The organism is Zarconia sp. (assembly GCF_057467645.1).
On the sequence record NZ_JBRJXU010000076.1, the window covers coordinates 96,534 to 114,764 of the forward strand.

Sequence of the window (18,231 nt, forward strand, 5' to 3'; positions counted from 1 at the left end):
GAGACGCTACGCGAACGGCATGGCTGCGAAGCGCGCCCTCCTCCCGGATTTATCGCCACCCGATGAAATCCTCCGAGAAGATGTTATCGGTTTAACCCTCAAAAGAGGGCGAAGCATTCGGACTAATTGTTACCGGTTTGTCCCTTGAGTTTCTAGCCGAATGCTTTGCCCCTACAGCCCCGACACCCTACACCCCACACCCCACACCCCACACCCCAGATCCCTTTTAAAAGAACAAGAATCATACAGGATAAATAGTCATGGTTGTTAGTATCGAAGATGTTGCCAAGCTGTCCCGCGAAGAGAAGCTCGCTCTACTCAAGAAGCTGAAAGCCCAAAAGGTTCGCCAGCGTCCGTCAAGCTATCCCCTTTCCTACAATCAAAAGGCGCTCTGGTTTATGGCCCGCCAAGCCCCGGAGAGTCCGGCCTATAATGCGGCGTTTACAGCTCGGATTCGCTCCCAGGTGAACGTGGCGGCGCTGCAACGGGCGTTTCAGACACTGCTCGATCGCCACGAAGCCCTGCGAACCACTTTCTCTCGCGAGAACGGCGAGGGGGTGCAGACAGTGCACAAAGACCAGCAAGTGAGTTTTGCCGAAATCGATGCTTCGGAGTGGACGGAGGAAGAGTTACACCAAGAGGTAAAAGCCGCCTACGAGCGTCCCTTCGATCTCGAATCCGGGCCGGTGATGCGGGTGGCACTGTTTAAGCGGACCGAAGCCGATCGCATTTTGCTCGTCACCTTGCACCACACCGCCTGCGATGGCTGGTCGATTTGGTTGCTCCTCGATGAGTTGCGCTCGTTGTATCCGGCCGAATTGAGTGGAACTCCGGCGAAATTGCGGGCTCCGAATCGCTCGTTTATCGACTGCGTCGAGTGGCAGAATAAAATGCTCGCCAGTCCCGAAGGCGATCGCTTGCAGAAGTATTGGGAAAACCAACTCTCGGGAGAATTGCCGGTCCTGAACCTACCCACCGATCGCACTCGTCCTCCCCGGCAAACCTATCAAGGTGCGTCGATTCCCTTTACCCTGAGTGCCGAACTCACGCAACAACTGACGGCACTGGCGAAGGCTGAGGGAGTCACGCTCTACGTGGTGCTCCTGGCGGCGTTTAACGTCCTCCTCCATCGCTACACGGGTCAAGAAGACCTCCTAGTCGGGTCGCCCATGGCCGGTCGCTCTCAGCCGGAATTTGCCCGAATCGTGGGAGATTTCGCCGGACCGGTGGTGTTGCGCTCCGATCTATCGGGGAGTCCGAGCTTCAAAACCCTCCTGGCGCGCACCCGGCAAACCGTCCTCGGCGCGATCGCCCATCAAGATTATCCCTTCCCCCTGGTTGTCGAACGGGTGCAGCCCCGGCGCGACCCCAGCCGTTCTCCCCTGTTCCAGGTGATGTTCGTGTTGCAGAATCCCAAACCCTTCGGGGAGATGGCCGAGTTGCTCGTTCCCAGTCACGACAACGTGCGGGTCAATTGGGGTGGCTTGGAACTCGAACCCTACGAAATCGGCCAGCAGGAAGGGCAATACGACCTCACCCTGGAAATGGTGGAAGGGAAAAACCGGGTCGCCGGCAGCTTCAAATACAATACCGATTTATTCGATGGGGCAACCGTCGAACGGGCGATCGGGCATTTCCAAACTCTCCTGGTCGGCATTGCCGCCAATCCCGAAACCGCGATCGCCCAACTCCCCCTCCTCACCGCCCCAGAACGGCAGCAAATGCTAGTGGACTGGAACCGTACCGAAACAGAATTCCAGGCCGATCGCTGCATTCACCAAATCTTTGAAACCCAAGCCCAGCAAACCCCCGACGAGATTGCCGTTACCTTCGGCGATCGCGCCCTCACCTACTGCCAGGTGAATCAGTGCGCCAACCAACTCGCCAATTACCTGCGCTCGATGGGAGTGGGCCCGGAAACCCTGGTGGGGATTTGCGTGGAACGTTCCCTGGAAATGGTCGTGGGACTCCTGGGGATTCTCAAAGCCTGCGGTGCCTACGTTCCCCTCGATCCGGCTTATCCCGTCGATCGCATCGCCTATATGTTGGGGGATTCCCAAGTGCCGGTCCTGCTGACGCAAAACCGGCTGGTGTCGCAACTCCCAGAACACGACGCCAAAGTGGTGTGTTTGGACACAGACTGGCCCGAGATTGCCAAACACTCCCCCATCAATCTCGAAACCCGAACAACCCCAGAGAATTTAGCCTACGTTATCTATACCTCCGGTTCGACGGGCAAACCCAAGGGCGTTCTCGTCCCCCATCGGGGATTGTGCAACCTCGCCCAAGCCCAAAGTCGCGCCTTCGAGGTGGAAGCCGATAGCCGGGTGTTGCAATTTGCCTCCTTCAGCTTCGATGCCTCCATTTCCGAGGTGGTGATGACCCTGACCGCTGGGGCGCGATTGGTGCTCGAACCCAAATCGGCGCTGATGCCGGGACCGGACTTGCTCGAAACCTTCCGCAAGCATCAAGTCAGCCACGTCACCCTGCCCCCCTCCGCCCTGGCCGTCCTACCAGACACCGACCTGCCCCTGAAATCGATTATCGTCGCGGGGGAAGCCTGTTCCCCGGATTTGGTTGCCCAATGGTCCCCCGGACGCAGCTTCTTCAACGCCTACGGTCCCACGGAAGCCACCGTCTGCGCCACGATCGCCAAATGTACCGATGGCACCGTTTCTCCCCCCATCGGCCGCCCGATCGAAAACGCCAAAGTCTACCTGCTCGATCGCAACTTGCAACCGGTTCCCATCGGCATTCCCGGCGAACTGCACGTCGGCGGCGTCGGGGTCGTCCGGGGCTATCTCAACCGTCCGGAACTGACCGCCCAACGGTTTATCGCCAATCCCTTCGACCCCGGTACGCGGTTGTACAAAACCGGCGATCTCGCCCGCTACCTCCCCGACGGCAACATCGAATTTCTCGGACGCATCGACCATCAAGTGAAAATTCGCGGCTACCGCATCGAACTGGGGGAAATCGAAGCGGTCCTCGGTCAGCATCCGAGCATTGTTGATGTTACCGTTCTCGCCCGCGAAGACAGTCCGGGGGACAAGCGCCTGGTGGCCTATATCGTTCCCGATCCCGATCGCCATCCCGATGCCATCGAGTGGCAGAACCACCTGAAAGCCACCCTCCCGGACTACATGGTTCCGGCGGCGAATGCCTTCGTCGTGCTCGATGCCCTACCCCTGACCCCCAACGGGAAAGTCGATCGTCGCGCCCTCCCCGTCCCCTCCTGGAACCGTCAGGGTAGCCTCGTCCCGCCCCAGACGCCCGTGGAGCAAAAATTGGCAAAACTCTGGCAGGAGGTGCTGGGGTTGACCGGAGACATCGGCTTGGGGGATAACTTCTTCGAGTTGGGGGGACATTCCCTGCTCGCGGTCAGTTTGTTCGATCGGATTGCCAAGGAGTTCGATCGGGATTTGCCCCTAGCCACCCTCTTTGAAGCCCCCACCCTCGAAGGACTCGCCCGAATTCTCGAACCCACCCAACCCGCTGCGAGTTGGGATTCCCTGGTGCCGATTCAGGTGGGGGCTGACGAACCGCCTCTGTTCCTGGTGCACGACGCCGATGGAGAAACCATGCTCTATCTCAACCTCGCACGGCATCTAGGCAGCGATCGTCCCGTCTACGGATTGCGGCCCCACGGTGACGAACACCACCCCATCCGCCACACCCGCATCGAGGAAATGGCCGCCCATTACATCGAGAAAATGCGCGAAGTCCAACCCCACGGTCCCTATCATGTCGGCGGTTTGTGCGCTGGGGGAGTGCTCGCCTTCGAGATTGCCCTGCAACTGCAAGCCCAGGGAGAAACCGTCGATCGGGTTATCCTTCTCGACTCCCTAGATGTGGAAGCCCCTCGGATCGATTTGGCGACGACCGAACGCCGGAACCGATTCATGCAAATCTTCGCCGCCGGGGAGGAGTCCAACCCCCTGAAACGGGTCGGTGCGATCGCATCTGTCGCTTTCTCGAAGGTGAAAAACCTGGTCGTCTACGAATGCCAGAGCAAAGTGCAAAAACTCGCTAATAAAACCCGCCTCAAGCTGTTCCGCTACTACCTGGATAAAAACCTCCCCCTCCCCCGCTTCCTGCGCGATATCTCCATCCGCACCGTTTACGAATTTGCCGAAGCCGAATACCGACCTCAAGGCATTTTCGAGGGCGAACTGCTGCTGTTCCGCGCCACGGAGGGAGAAGACGCAGACGCACCGGGCATTGCCTACACCAGCGACTCCCTATTGGGTTGGCACAAACGCACCACTAAAGGCGTGCGTGCCTGGGACGTTTCGGGCAACCACTCCAGTTTGCTCCAAGAACCCAACGTCGCCCAGGTTGCCAAGTTACTCGCGAATCGCTGATTGGGGAATGGGGAATGGGGAATGGGGAACAGATATACGAAATGAGCTCGATCGTATCTTTCTCCGGGTCCCCCACACCCCACACCCCACACCCAACACCCCACACCCCACACCCCACACCCGAACGCCATGAAAGCTCTACTCCTCGGTTTAACCACAGATCCCATTTCCGCCGCCCAACACGAACCCTTTGCTGACGAACGCCGATTGCTGCGTCGCCAAGGGGATTTAACGGTGCAGCACGTTCGGGCGAAAAATATCATCGAGATGGGGGAAGCTTGTCTGCAACACGATTCGGACGTGGTGTTTTTCTTCCCCTCCTGGCGCGAAAATGCCGATGTCGTGACGCGAACCTTTCAGGCATTGCGACAGGAATTTCCCAACCGCCAACTGATTTTCGTCGATCCCTTCGCCCAAGCCAGCAGCAACTACTTTAGCGTGTTGCCCTATGTCGATCGATTTTTGAAACGACAGCGGTTGCAGAATGTGGCAGATTACCAAAAGTCTTTCGTCGGTGGATGCGAGTTCGTGGAGTTTATCGCCCGACAGTGGGGAGCCGAACTGCGAGGATGGTTTGTCGGTTCTGCGGTTCCGGTGGCTTACGAACATCGTATTGCCTCCGGTTGGAACTTAGGAACGGCCCGCCGCTTCCGCAAAGCCCTGCGCCAACCCCGCTTTTTCCCTAAGCGTCCCGCCCGAAACAAGACTCACAAAAATATCGACGTGTTCTGCCGTTTGGCGTTGGGCCCCAAGCGCCAGCAGGAATGGTACTGCCAGTATCGCATGGCAGCCGTCGCCGCCCTCGAACCTCTAGCATCGGATTACCAACTCGCCGCGAGTGCCCGATTCGTGGAAGAGGGTTTGATTCCCCAAAGCCAGTATCTCCGGGAACTCAAGCACAGTCGGCTCGTATTTAGTCCCTTTGGCTGGGGGGAAACCTGTTGGCGAGATTTCGATGCGATTTGCAACGACTGTTTGTTGGTGAAGCCGTCGATGGCGCACCTGGATACTCAGCCGAATATCTTTATCGAAAACGAGACTTACGTCCCGGTTCGTTGGGATTTTGCCGATTTGGAGGAGAAATGTCGCTATTACTTGGAACGTCCTGAAGAGATGGCGCGAATTGTAGGGAACGCTCGCCGGGTGTATACCGATTATTTGGAAAAGGGAGGATTTGTGAATGCGATCGCCCAATCTCTTTCGGTTCCAGTTAATAATGCCGTTCCGATCGTTCAAAATGCCAATCTGGGGATTCAAAATTCCTAGAGTGTCGATCGGCTTTCAGTTGCGATCGCATGATTCGTCAAACATATGCAAGGATTCAGCATCTCGAATCGATTTGTATCCCATGGGCTAAAAATAAAAACCCGCGTGAATTTATAGACAATTTTCTCTCAATTCACAAAGTTAAACCCCCGTCCCAAGAACGAACAAACCGATAAAGATTAAACCCTGAATCTAGTTATCTCACACAAACGATTTTCCTCTCAAAAATCACCGTATCGAATATCTAATCGCCCTAACTTCTGCCAAAACTATGCCCAGGCTCTCTTCTACTTTACAAAAGTCATTCGATTCGACTCAATTCGCACAACCGCTGGTTCATATCGGCTATCCCAAAACAGCATCAACTTGGTTGCAGCAAACCATCTTTAATGATGAAAAAAATGGATTTTATGCCCCTTGGGGTTTACCATCGGGTGAAGCGACAGAACAATTTGTTCTAGCGAATGAGTTTCGCTTTTCGGCGGAAGCGGCGCGACGAGCATTTGAACCGGGGTTGAAAATGGCAACTGGGCGCCATCTCGTTCCGGTGTTATCCCAAGAAACCTTAGTGGGTAGCCAAATTCGCGGTCGATATTGGGGAAAAGAAGTGGCCGATCGCCTTCATCAAGTTTTACCCGAAGCGCGCATTTTTATCCTCATTCGCGAACAAAAGTCGATGATCTTATCATCCTATCGCGAACACATCAAAATGGGTGGCATTACCACCATCGAGCGATTTATCGGTCTGGAAAAACGCCGACGGGGATTTGGAGCGCTCTGTCGTTTAGATTTTCTCGAATACGATTTATTGATTTCCTACTACCAAGAATTATTTGGCAAAAAAAATGTATTCGTTTTGCCTTTTGAGTTATTAAAGCGCGATCGAGGATTATTTTTACACAAACTCAGCGAATTTTCTGGCTTAGATATCATCCCAAATGCCGATCGAAAAGCACACAATGTTGGATTCAAAGGTGCAACGGTAGAACTTCGTCGCAAACTCAACTACTTTTTTCAATCTGATGACTTTGGTGGCGGCAAACTCCCCCTAAATTGGCGAGTTGCCCAAAAAATTTCTACGACATTCGATCGCATCGTTCCTCAAACCATTCACGATCGCGCCGAAGCTTATCTCAAAGACTGTATCGATACAGCCGTGGGTCATTATTTCGATCGAAGCAATCGCCACACCAGTAAACTCATTGACATGAATCTTTCAGAGTTTGACTACTAGTGCAGCGCGGCAGAAATAACGACCGAGTCTTAAACCCGTGAAAGCTATGTATATTCAGCATTTTTAATTCCGCGCAGCGGCACGAGTCTAAGCCTTTCAATTTTCGTCTCAACTCAAATCTTTCCCGCTCGATTCGATTTTCATGGATTGACTGACACTCTAATTTTCATCTCAACATTGTACGGAAATTAAATCTATGACTTCTATTCAATCGATCGATATTCCTCAACAATCTCGCCAGATTAAAACCCCCACCAGAGTTCGCCCTCTCATTCATATCGGATACCCCAAAGCCGCATCAACCTGGTTGCAACAGGTCATTTTTAAAGACCAAAACTCTGGATTCTATGCACCGTGGGGACTACCATCATACGGTGCGATCGATAACTTAGTTGAATCGAATCCCTTCTCTTTTACCTCCGAAAAAGTTCGACAATTTTTTGAAGTCGGTTTAGAAGAATCAGCGCAAAAAAATTTGATTCCCGTTTTATCCGAAGAGTTATTTACCGGGAATCAAATGCTAGCGAAATATTGGGGTAAAAAAGTCGCAGATCGCCTTCACGCAGTGTTTCCAGAAGCCCGAATTCTAATCTTCATTCGCGAGCAAAAAGCGGCGATTTTCTCCTCATACCGACAATATATTCGATCGGGACATGCCGCAACGATCGAACGATTTTTAGGACTCGATGCCACGCGCCAACCGGGCATCGGACCGATTTGTCGATTGGATTATTTTCAATACGACTTATTGATTAACTACTACCAAATGCTCTTTGGCGCAGAAAACGTTCTCGTTTTACCCTTTGAACTCCTGAAAATTAGCAGCCGAGACGTGAGTCAAAAAGTATTAGAGTTTGCCGGTTCCCAAGGAAATCCAGACCATCAGAAAGTGGCTCGTAACGTCGGCTTAAAAGGGGGAACCCTCGCCTTTCGCCAAAAAATCAACAACTTCTGCACTCCCCCAGAACAGATGAACTCTTTCCACGGTTTTGTCTGGCGCTTTGGCTACAAACTCTCAACCCTCGTCGAAGAATTTCTGCCTCAAAAATATCACGATCGCGCCGAAGCCGATTTCAAACAAACGATCGCCGAAGCCGTCGGAGATTCCTTTATTCAAAGCAACCAGCGCACCAGCCAACTCATCGGCATCAACTTAGAAAACTTCGGCTACGACTCCTAATTTAGGATAGACCTCCCCAGAAATCAAAAGACTATTCCATTTCTCCCCCTTTCCCCTTTCACCCTTTTCATCATTGTCCATTGCCTAGAACCCATGACTGCCTTTACTTCAACCCAAACCCATTCAGACGCTTCGCCCCCAACCCTGACTTCGATGTTGGTGGTTATCGTCAACTACCGCACCGCCCACCTCACCATTGAATGTCTGCGTTCCCTCGCTTCAGAAGTGCGCGCCTTACCCGGCACTCGCGCCGTCGTGGTGGATAATAACTCCGGGGACGATTCGGCCGATCGCATTGCCACAGCCATCGAAACAAACGCCTGGGACGAGTGGGTGTCCCTGGTGCGATCGCCCAAAAATGGGGGTTACGCCTTTGGCAACAACGCCGGTATTCGTCCCGCCCTCGAATCTGCCCACCCTCCCGACTATTTTCTCGTCCTCAACCCCGATACGATCGTCCGTCCCGGTGCGTTAGCGGCCTTAGTCGAATTCATGGAAAGTCACCCCGATGCGGGAATCGCCGGTAGCGCCTTTGAAAAAAACGACGGCAAACCCTGGCACGTGACCTTCGGCTTTCCCAACATTTGCAGCGAATTCGATGCCGGATTGCGCCTGGGAATTGTCTCCAAACTGCTCTCCAAATGGGCCGTTCTCCGTCAGATGTCCGACGAACCGGAGCAAACCGATTGGGTTCCCGGTGCCTGTTTCATCGTTCGCCGCCAAGTCTTCGAGTCCGTAGGATTAATGGACGATGGGTACTTTCTCTACTACGAAGAAACAGATTTCTGCCTGCGGACTCGGCGCGGGGGTTGGTCCTGTTGGTACGTTCCCCAAAGTCTCGTCAAACACATCGGCGGCCAAAGTACCGGCTATACCTACGACGAAAACGATCGCCCCAAACGCCTGCCCAAATATCGGTTCGAGTCTCGACAGCGCTACTTCGTCAAAAACCACGGTTGGTGGTACGCCGCCGTTGCCGATAGTGTTTGGCTGCTCGGTTTCGTCCTCTGGCGGTGTCGCCGCGTCTTGCAGGGCAAACCCGACACCGACCCCCCCAAGTTACTGGGCGACTTCTGGCAAAATAGCGTCTTCGCTCGATCGAGTCGGTAAGGAGATGGGGTGTGGGGAATTCGGAATTCGGAATATGCGCAGAGCGCAGGCTACGCCAACGGAATTCCGAAAAGGGAATGGGGAACGGGGTGTGGAGTTTTGGGAAAATTAATCTCCCTTGTCCCCCTTGTCTCCCTTGTCTCCCCCCTCTCTCCCTAACCCCGACAGCCTCTCTGGTCTATCACGAGAAAAACCATGTCTAATTCTGCTGCCAATTCCCAAGTTTTATCGACCCTAGCTCAAAACACCGAACCGCCGGTGGTCAGTTTCGGACTGCCGGTTTACAATGCCGAAAAATATCTGTCGCGGCTTTTCGATTCTCTTCTGGCTCAAGACTTGCAGGCGATCGAAGTGGTCGTGAGCGATAACGGTTCGACCGATCGCACCGAAGATATTTGCGAAGAGTACGTCCGTCGCGGTTTGTGCGTCCGTTACTATCGCAACCGGGAAAATCTCGGTCAAATCGCCAACTTCAATCGCGTCCTCGAACTCGCCCGAGGCAAGTATTTTCGTTGGCTTGGTGCCGATGACTGGCTCGAACCGGAATACACCCGCCGCTGCGTCGAAGCCCTCGAAACCCAACCGGAATTTGTCGGCGTTACTACCTACCAAGACCACATTCACGATGACGGAAAACGGGACTATTCTGAATATCGAGGAGAACGTCTCGATTCTCCAAGCCCTCACGTCCGATTCCAGCGCATGGGATGGTTTATGACCGCCGGTCACTACACCCTCGACCCGATCTATACGATGATGCGTCGGGACATATTGCTCGCCACCCATCGGCTGCAAATTTTACCGAATACAGACCAGGTTCTGGCGATGGAACTGAGCTTGTTCGGTCCCTGGACTCACGTTCCGGCTTGTTTGGCCCACCGTCGCCGGGAACCCATCCAGGAAATTAACTGGGAAGAGGTTCACAAACGCTACCATCCCACTCGCTACAAAGAGTTGCACGATCCTCACATTCGCATGGCAACCTCTTTATTTTCCGTGTTGCGATCGGCACCCATTTCTCTGGGGGAAAAACTGCGCTGCATCGGACCGGTACTCCGGTTTACCTGGGTGCGCGTCTACCGTCGCACGTACTGGACGCTGCGGGGACTGCCGGGTTGGGTGCGTCGCACGATCGAATCGGCAGTGTCGCGGCAAAAGTAGGCTGTCACGCATTTAAATTGCATAGCAGTCGTATAGCAGTCGCCAGTCTGGTTAGCACACCAAAAATGCTGGGCGTACACTTTTTCCCTCTTCCTCTGCCCCCTCTGCCCAATTTCATGCAGTGTCCTAACTAATATGGCAGTTGCTATTCTCCAGAACCTGGAGATGGAGGCAAGGAATCGCTGCTAAAAATATACGCTGTTGCCCTTTCCAGGTGTATACTTCGATCTCAGTATTGGGAGGAGCCTCAAACAAGATTTGAGTCTTTGGAGGCGCTGCCCTTTCTAAGTGAAAACCTTGGGGGTTTTGACTATACCGTAACTGGTGTGGTTCCCCAGAAGCGTTGCAATACGAGCATAGAATCCATCGGGATCGATCGTCAGTAGAATGGGTCGAATGAATCGTAAACATCAGTAAATTTTCCGTAGTAAATGACCGCGTGGCAAATATTTCGATCGGAGATTTCTGCCGCGCCTTAAACTCCATGATGAATGGTGCTTGTCAAGGTGCTAAGTTAGGTCGTGTCATAACAAGTGTCAATTTTGTCTGTTTTGTCTGAGTTAAGTTAAAGAACGAAGAAACACGATTGAAAGCCGCTAAACTGTGAAACAAGTTTCTAGAGAGGTTTCACGGATGAGTCGATCGCTCCGATTAAAACCCGAGTGTATTGCGGAAGTAAAAGCAGTATCAAGGCGAAAGTTTGCTCGCCAAATCGATTTAGCCGAGCGAGCTGGAGTGTCGCGTGCGACGGTTAGTAAGTTCTTGAAAGGCGATCGGGTCGATCGATTTAATTTTATCGAATTGGCTGAGCTTTTAGATTTTGAGGTTGAAGAAATTTCCCAATCCGATACCGATGCATCTGCATCGAACTCAGAACCATCAAGAGTTCATTGGGATCGCCATCCTCGACCGCTAACCACTCCCGATCGCGAAGAAGAATTAACTATTCTCAGACGGTGGATTTTTCAAGAACCCTGCCAGGTTTTATCAGTTTATGGATTGGGAAAAATTGGCAAAACGGGTATTATTTCAAAACTTTATCGCGAAGCGCGAAAGAATAGTGATTTTGAAGGGGGAATCTGGGTCGATTTTAAAGGTGGCGTACTGACTGTCGAAAAACTTTTAGAGCGAATTGTCAAAACCTGGTCTGATGCTGCTTACATTTTGCAAGAAGAACGCCTCAGCGATAAAATCTCTAAGCTCGTTGATTTCTTGGAAACCCATCGATATCTAGTCGTCTTGAGACGAATCGATAAGCTTTTTCAAGAAGGAGAAATATTTGGTCGGTATCAGCTTGAATATCGAGACTATGAAGAACTCTTTTGCCAGCTTCAGTATCGCCCCCACCAAAGCTGCTGGATCGCGATCGGTCGCCAACCACCTCACGACAGCTTAGGATATTCTGGTGAGAATCGGGCTGCACGATTATTTCACTTGAAAGGATTAAACCAAACCGAAGCGATCGCACTTTTAAATCGTGAAGGACTGCAAGCCAATGAAAGTGAAATGACGCAACTTGCCCAGATTTATATGGGTCATCCTTGGTGGTTGCAGCAATTGAAATTGAATATTAATACGAGCACTGTCGCACAATTTTTAAAGCGAGACTTATTTGATGTGAACGGAACTTGGAATCTTTTAGAAGAACATTTCCAAATTCTTTCACCTTTAGAGAAATCGACTCTTCACTGGCTGGCAATTAACCGCGAGCCGGTCACGGGAATGTGTCTCTACGATGAGGATATGGCAGCCGAAGTCGGTCGCCGAGGTCGATTGATGGAAGCCCTAAAATCGCTCAGGTATTCTTCTCTGGTTCATCAACAGGACGACCGATGGGAGTTGCCGGAAATTGTCCTCCGATTTATGACCACGAAACTCATCGATAAATTTTATGATGGCTTTGTCGATGGAGATGTCAGTTCCCTCAATCGTTACCCGCTCATCAAAGTCACTGGTAAGGAATACATTCGAGAAAAACAAATTCAGTTGGTACTTCAGCGCCTTCTCGATCGTCTTCGATCCAAATTTGGAGGTCTGATTGCCATCGAGAGTCGAATTAGAGAGCTTTTAAACATTTGCTGCCAACAACTTATTCATCAACCTGGATATGCTGCGGGAAACCTCTTCAATTTACTCCTCCTCATTAAAAAACAAGTCTGTACGGAAAAGCAAGAATGTACCGAACACAAACCCGTACTTCAGGGTTTAGATTTCTCTGGGTTATGTATCTGGCAAGCAGACTTAACCGCAGCCATGTTGCATGATGTCAATTTATCCAATGCGAATCTTTCTAAATCGGTGGTTTTAGCCTCTTGCGATGGCTTGCTGTCGATGTCTCTAAGTCGCGATGGGAAAATTCTCGCGGCTGGAGATACCAGTGGCAAAGTTTATGTCTGGCAAGTAACCGAAGGGGAACTAGAACCTCACCTGATTCACCACGCTCATTCTCACTGGGTGAGGTTTGTATCGGTCAGTGCTGATGGTGCTTTTGTAGCCAGTGGTGGAGAAGATCGGTTTGTTTATGTTTGGAATGTGAAGGACAATCATGCATTTCCGTTCAGAGGCAGTCATAGCCATCGCCTGCGTGCTGTTACCTTTAGTCCGATCGACAATAACTTACTCGCCAGTGCGGGTGATGATGGTCACGTTATCCTGTGGAATATTCGATCGCGCCGCTCGATCGCCAGATATGTTCTCCCAAACGACAAAATTCGCGCTTTAGCCTTTAGTTCTGATGGCAAGTTTTTGGTCAGTGCCAGCGAAAAGGGGCAAATCGCCGTTCACGCGATCGATTCGACCGATAGTTATGCCCAATTTAGTCAACCCCAAACGTTTCAAGATGACTGCCAAGGTAAGTTACGGGCAATTGCCTTAAGTCCCGACGATCGAATTCTTGCCACTGGAGGCGATGATGGATACATCAGGCTTTGGAACGTTTCGACGGGTCAGTTGATGAATCGATCGGAATTATGCCATACCGATTGGATTCGTTCGATCGCCTTTAGCCGAGATGGTAAAAATATAGCCAGTAGCGGTGAAGATTGTGCCGTCAAAATATGGGATAGCTGCACAGTTCGCTATCTAAATACTTTTTCCGGTCATCAAGGTCGAGTCTGGGCTGTAGTATTTGATACTGAGAGTGAGTATCTCTTTAGTGCGGGTGGCGACCAAACCCTGAAAACCTGGGATGTCCAAACTGGGAATTGCTGGAAAACGATTCAAGGCTATACCTCACAGGTGCGTTCGGTGGCCTTTAGCCCGGACAGCCAGCAGTTAGCAATCGCCAGTGACGATGGCACAGTTCGGTTATGGGATCTCGCCAGCCAAAAGTATAAAAGTCTATACGGACACCAGGGCCGAGTCTGGTCGGTTGGCTTTACCCGTGATGGTCGCTACGTGGTGAGTGGAAGTGATGACAAAACCGTCAAAGTTTGGAATGTCTGCGATCGAAAGATCTTTACAATCCTTCGCCAGCATATCAGTTGGGTGCGCGCAGTTGCCTGTTCCCCCAATTTGCGGCTCATCGCCAGTGGTGGTGACGATTGCGCGATCTGGCTGCACGATCTGGAAAATTTTGATAGCCAGAAACCGAAACTCAAGCATGAAGACTGGATTCAAGCCTTAGCTTTTGGATGGCATGAAGATAGCCAAACGTTACGACTTGCGAGTGCCAGCGATGACAAAACCGTCAAGATTTGGGATGTCGAAACTCGCAAGTGTCTTCTCTCGATCGAGGAACATCAAGAGCCTGTCCGAGCAGTGGACTTGAGTTCAGATGGTCGCTGGGTTGTCAGCGGCAGTCACGACAAAACCGTCCGACTGTGTGAAATTGAAACCGGACGATGTCTTGCTCCCCTGGGACGGCAAGAGAATGCTCACGCGGATTGGGTGCGGGCAGTAGCATTCCATCCTGATTTTCCCGATCGCCAACTCATCGCCAGTGGCAGTTACGATCGCACCATTAAACTCTGGGATGTCAGTCAAGTTCCTGCAACCTGCACGACACTCTCGGGTCACAATGGGGCGGTGGTTTCCGTTGCATTTAGTCCCGATGGTCAAACACTCGCCAGTGGCAGCGAAGACGATACCATTCGGCTTTGGAAGGTTGACGCGGGTGAATGTTTTGAAGTGCTCAAGCCGCCCCGTCCCTACGAAAATACGGACATTACCAATATTGAGGGGTTAACCACCGCTCAAAAGGAGGCGTCGATCGCCCTCGGTGCCAGAGACGGTTCCCACAGTTAAAACGAGAGAGTTTTGACTTGCTCTTTTTTTAGATAATCGAGCGCTCTATCCTGAGGATAGAGCGCTTAGTCGTTTGAGGGAAGACAGTTGGATCGGGCGTGTCCTTCTTGACTATGTCCCCAGATCGTTTGGGGTAGGCACGGGGTCACGACTCCGACAAATCTCTACCGATCGAAACTCGCATGCTGGAGTACTGGATTTTGACCCGGCTTCGCAGACCCAATGGGCGAGCGAAATTGGCTGACGGCATTGTTGGAGAAAAACGCTTGGGTGAGACTGTCGATTTGACCCACGTACAACTCGTCGAGTTGTTGAGCGACCCCATCCCAGCTAAAGTGGGTTTCCACCCGTCGGCGAGCAGCCTGGCTCATCCGTTCGCGCCACATCTGGTTTTGCAGAACGCGATCGATCGCCTTAGCAAAGGCAGCTTCATCTTTGGGGGGAACCAGGAATCCAGTCTCTCCATCGGCGACGCTGAACTTCAATCCCCCGACATCGCTGGCAATCACCGGGGTGGCGCTGGCCATCGCTTCGATAGCCACCAACCCAAAGGGTTCGTAGTGGCTGGGAACGACGCAGACATCTGCGGCGGCGTAGTAGGTAGACAGTTGCCCGTGGTCGAGGCGACCGGCAAAGGTGGTCTGCTTCTCTAAACCGAGTTGGGTCACGATGCCTTCGATCCGATCGCGCTCTCGACCGTCTTTATGTCCGGGGCGACTGCCTCCAGCGATAATCAGTTGCAGACTGTCAGACTGACGAACCTCCGAGCGACCCACCGCTCGAACTAGGGTTTCGATGCCTTTACGGGGGTCGAAACGACCGGCGTAGAAGACGATTTTCGCCTCGGGGTCGAGATGGAGTTTCTGTCGGGCTGCCGCGCGATCGATCGACCCGAACCTTTCGATGTCGGTGCCGCAGGGAATCACTTCAATGTGCCCTTTTTCGGAGACGAGCGATCGCATGTGGTCTCGTTCTTGAGGAGAAGTGGCAACGATCGCATCGGCGGTTTCCAAACAGTTTTTTTCCACTTGCAAGCGAGTGCTGGCAATCGGGGGAACGTTCTCCACCGATTTATATTTCACCGCCCCCAAGGAGTGGTAAGTGTGGACGAGCTTGATGAGCTGGTGTTGGCGCAATTCCATCCCCACCCACGCAGACAACCAGTAGTTGGTATGCACAACGGGATAAATGGTGTTGTTGAGCGCTTGAAAATCAAGAAACGCATTCACGAATTCGGGCAAGTACTCAAATAACCGATCTCGCTCCACAAACGCTTGCGGTCCGGCTGTTAGACGAATGGTGCGACATCCGGTAATATGTTCGACGATCTCGGCTTGCTCGGCACTGGTGCGGCGAGTGAACATATCGACTTGCCAGCCTTGACGCGCTAGCTCCGTACCCACTTGTCGGACGTAAACGTTTTGCCCACCTGCTTCTTCTTTTCCAATGTTCGCGGCGGGGTCGCCATGAACGGAAATCAATGCAATCTTTCCTCGATTTTTTGACAGCATTGTCCTTGTTTCGTGGTGAATATAAACTTGTTTCAGTTTTGTCAAAAGAGAATTCTCAAGTAACGTCGATCGCACCTATCTAAGAATCTTAATCGATAGAGAGAGCGCGAGCGACATCCGATTTGACTGATAAACATTCGGTTTTTAGGTTCGGTTTCGGTGATGCAATCCGACCCTATGGGCCTTTGTTTCTAGAACTTGGGTGGGATTGACGATCGACCCCAAAATACTGACATTTAAGCTGTACCAGCGTTTTGTCAATTCGGCCCGTCGCCGAAGCGTATGGTTTGCGTTTTGACCTTCAAAAACATTGGACTTGTAGACTTTGGATATCTGTATCCAATCTTACAGTTTTGATTCTAACTAGGTGCTTGACTTTCTACGTTTGGACGCCAACTTATTGGAATTTTCTTTATCCATGTATCAATATATATCCTCTTTTCGATCGTCTCGATTGTTAATTTTAGATTTTCTTTATATTTAAGTAGATAAGAAATATTCCTTATCTACTCAGAAAAATTGTAGCCGTCAGTGATTGAATTCAAGCGATCGAGCTGAGAATTTCAACCGATGATTTGTCTAAAATAAGCTGTAATCTATTGCCATAGACTATCAGAATTGCCCTCGAGTTCGATAGACAAAAAAACAACTGAAAACCTTGCCAACAAAGGATATCGGGCGACTCAATCGAGCGCTTTCGACCGCTTTTAATTTCTTGAAGTCGGTATCGATCTTTAGGGAATTGACGTTAAATTTCCCAATCGTTATATTTGTTTAAAGTGTTCGATAGTATGACTAATACCGTTAAATAAAAAATGAAAGAATACAGGTCTAAGTCTGACTTTTGGGTGTAAACGGAAAGCTCGCCAGGGGGCGAGCCCCCATACCCGTGTCATTTTTCGCCGTGAAGATAGAAAGAGACCATCCTGACATTCCCGCTAAATCCCTGGGATTTTTCATCAGTTGGAAATCGGTGATTGGCCAGATTGAAAAGGCGTACACTCGCCCCCCAATCCATTGACGATCGCGCAAGTATTCGATGCGATAAACCCAGTATAGGTGTCAGCGTCGCTACCGGATGCTCCCAAACTCCCCGTCAGTAATTTTTGGGGTGCAACTTGAACCCCTGCTTCCCGAGCAACCGTCTCGAGCGCTCGACTGTTACTACTGACTTCCGCAAAAATCGTCGGCACTTTGCTTTCTTCTATCTTTTCCACTAATTCTTTAACCCGTGTGGCAGTGGGTTGTTCTTCAGTACTCATCCCTTGGAGAGCGGTGGAACTTTGAAAACCGTAAGCTTGGATATAGTAATTGAACGCATCGTGAGTCGTTACCAAGGTTCTCTGTGCCTCTGGAATCGTCGCCACTTGTTCTCGAACCCAGGTATCGAGAGCGTCCAATTCCCCTTGTAATTGCGTGGCATTCTCAGCGTAGAATGACGTTTGTTCGGGATTGACTCGGGCGAGTTGTGACAAAATTTCTGTGACGATCGCACCGGCATGACTGACATCGTGCCAAACGTGGGGATCGGGTTCGAGTTCTTCGTTGCGAGCTTCTTTCTTGTCTTCGCCATCGTGATGTTCGCCGTCGTGATGTTCGCCGTCGTGATGTTCGCCGTCATGATGTTCGCTGTCGTGGTGATGATGCTCCGCCAAAATGGGATCGGGCACGGCGGTCTCGTAAACGGCAACTTTAGGTGCGGATGTTTCGATCTTCTCGACCAAGTCTTCAATAGTCGGAACCAAGCCATAGCCGTCGTACAGAATCAAAGCGGCCGTTTCCATTGCTTGGAGATCGGAGGGTGTCGTTTGATAGGTGTGGGGGTCTCGATCTGCCTCCATCAAACAGTTCAAGGCGATCGTGTTTCCGGCAATTTGTTGGGTGAAATCACACAAAATGCTGCTGGAAACCACCACCTCCGGTAGACCCGATGTGGTAGTCTCACTCGTGGCTTCCAGGGTTGGATTTCCTCCGGAACAACTGACCAGACCCAGAGTCATGGCGATCGCCGCACCACGAAAACTGAGATTACCTTGAAATCCCTTGCGATCGAGCATCATTAACTCCCGAGCAGTCCGCTTTATTTTAATGTGAATGATAATCATCCTACTATCAACCTCAGTTTTGGATAAGACTGTTTCCGGCGAGGGTGGGGAATGG

At 51.5% G+C, this 18,231-nt stretch carries 10 protein-coding genes; 7 read left to right on the forward strand and 3 right to left on the reverse strand.

What is annotated here, in order from left to right:
- Window positions 1–260 precede the first annotated feature (260 nt).
- The 6 genes from AC2215_RS11445 to AC2215_RS11470 all read left to right on the forward strand — a co-directional run bounded on the left by AC2215_RS11445 (window position 261) and on the right by AC2215_RS11470 (window position 10,315).
- Window positions 261–4,364 carry a non-ribosomal peptide synthetase gene (locus AC2215_RS11445; protein ID WP_486810123.1) on the forward strand — a complete coding sequence of 1,368 codons (4,104 nt, stop codon included), beginning with the start codon at window positions 261–263 and terminating at the stop codon, window positions 4,362–4,364.
- Between the two features lie 129 nt (window positions 4,365–4,493).
- Window positions 4,494–5,630, forward strand: coding sequence for a glycosyltransferase (locus AC2215_RS11450; RefSeq protein ID WP_486810124.1), 1,137 nt, complete (start codon window positions 4,494–4,496; stop codon window positions 5,628–5,630).
- Window positions 5,631–5,901: 271 nt separating this feature from the next.
- The gene (locus tag AC2215_RS11455) at window positions 5,902–6,864 is read left to right on the forward strand and encodes a hypothetical protein (RefSeq protein WP_486810125.1); all 963 of its coding nucleotides are present in this window, start codon (window positions 5,902–5,904) and stop codon (window positions 6,862–6,864) included.
- 196 nt (window positions 6,865–7,060) lie between these two features.
- Window positions 7,061–8,044 carry a hypothetical protein gene (locus AC2215_RS11460; protein ID WP_486810126.1) on the forward strand — a complete coding sequence of 328 codons (984 nt, stop codon included), beginning with the start codon at window positions 7,061–7,063 and terminating at the stop codon, window positions 8,042–8,044.
- Between the two features lie 93 nt (window positions 8,045–8,137).
- Window positions 8,138–9,154 carry a glycosyltransferase family 2 protein gene (locus AC2215_RS11465; protein WP_486810127.1) on the forward strand — a complete coding sequence of 339 codons (1,017 nt, stop codon included), beginning with the start codon at window positions 8,138–8,140 and terminating at the stop codon, window positions 9,152–9,154.
- A gap of 195 nt (window positions 9,155–9,349) precedes the next feature.
- Window positions 9,350–10,315 (forward strand): glycosyltransferase family 2 protein, encoded by a 966-nt coding sequence (locus AC2215_RS11470; protein WP_486810128.1) that lies wholly within the window; start codon window positions 9,350–9,352, stop codon window positions 10,313–10,315.
- Window positions 10,316–10,441: 126 nt separating this feature from the next.
- Here AC2215_RS11470 and AC2215_RS11475 read toward each other — a convergent pair whose 3' ends face one another.
- Window positions 10,442–10,801, reverse strand: a complete 360-nt coding sequence (locus AC2215_RS11475) for a DUF1830 domain-containing protein (protein WP_486810129.1) — start codon at window positions 10,799–10,801, stop codon at window positions 10,442–10,444.
- A gap of 147 nt (window positions 10,802–10,948) precedes the next feature.
- Here AC2215_RS11475 and AC2215_RS11480 point away from each other — a divergent pair, with 147 nt between their 5' ends.
- Window positions 10,949–14,560 carry an NB-ARC domain-containing protein gene (locus AC2215_RS11480; protein WP_486810130.1) on the forward strand — a complete coding sequence of 1,204 codons (3,612 nt, stop codon included), beginning with the start codon at window positions 10,949–10,951 and terminating at the stop codon, window positions 14,558–14,560.
- Between the two features lie 164 nt (window positions 14,561–14,724).
- Here AC2215_RS11480 and AC2215_RS11485 read toward each other — a convergent pair whose 3' ends face one another.
- Entirely contained in the window at window positions 14,725–16,071 is a 1,347-nt protein-coding gene (locus AC2215_RS11485) for a glycosyltransferase family 4 protein (protein WP_486810131.1), read from the reverse strand.
- Window positions 16,072–17,030: 959 nt separating this feature from the next.
- Entirely contained in the window at window positions 17,031–18,176 is a 1,146-nt protein-coding gene (locus tag AC2215_RS11490; protein ID WP_486810132.1) for a metal ABC transporter solute-binding protein, Zn/Mn family, read from the reverse strand.
- Window positions 18,177–18,231: the final 55 nt, after the last annotated feature.

Bases quoted from the DNA above. Each gene is read 5' to 3' on its own strand.
- AC2215_RS11455 (WP_486810125.1), top strand. From the start codon at position 5,902: ATGCCCAGGCTCTCTTCTACTTTACAAAAGTCATTCGATTCGACTCAA.
- AC2215_RS11445 (WP_486810123.1), top strand. From the start codon at position 261: ATGGTTGTTAGTATCGAAGATGTTGCCAAGCTGTCCCGCGAAGAGAAG.
- AC2215_RS11465 (WP_486810127.1), top strand. From the start codon at position 8,138: ATGACTGCCTTTACTTCAACCCAAACCCATTCAGACGCTTCGCCCCCA.
- AC2215_RS11470 (WP_486810128.1), top strand. From the start codon at position 9,350: ATGTCTAATTCTGCTGCCAATTCCCAAGTTTTATCGACCCTAGCTCAA.
- AC2215_RS11450 (WP_486810124.1), top strand. From the start codon at position 4,494: ATGAAAGCTCTACTCCTCGGTTTAACCACAGATCCCATTTCCGCCGCC.
- AC2215_RS11490 (WP_486810132.1), bottom strand. From the start codon at position 18,176: ATGATTATCATTCACATTAAAATAAAGCGGACTGCTCGGGAGTTAATG.
- AC2215_RS11475 (WP_486810129.1), bottom strand. From the start codon at position 10,801: ATGGAGTTTAAGGCGCGGCAGAAATCTCCGATCGAAATATTTGCCACG.
- AC2215_RS11460 (WP_486810126.1), top strand. From the start codon at position 7,061: ATGACTTCTATTCAATCGATCGATATTCCTCAACAATCTCGCCAGATT.
- AC2215_RS11480 (WP_486810130.1), top strand. From the start codon at position 10,949: ATGAGTCGATCGCTCCGATTAAAACCCGAGTGTATTGCGGAAGTAAAA.
- AC2215_RS11485 (WP_486810131.1), bottom strand. From the start codon at position 16,071: ATGCTGTCAAAAAATCGAGGAAAGATTGCATTGATTTCCGTTCATGGC.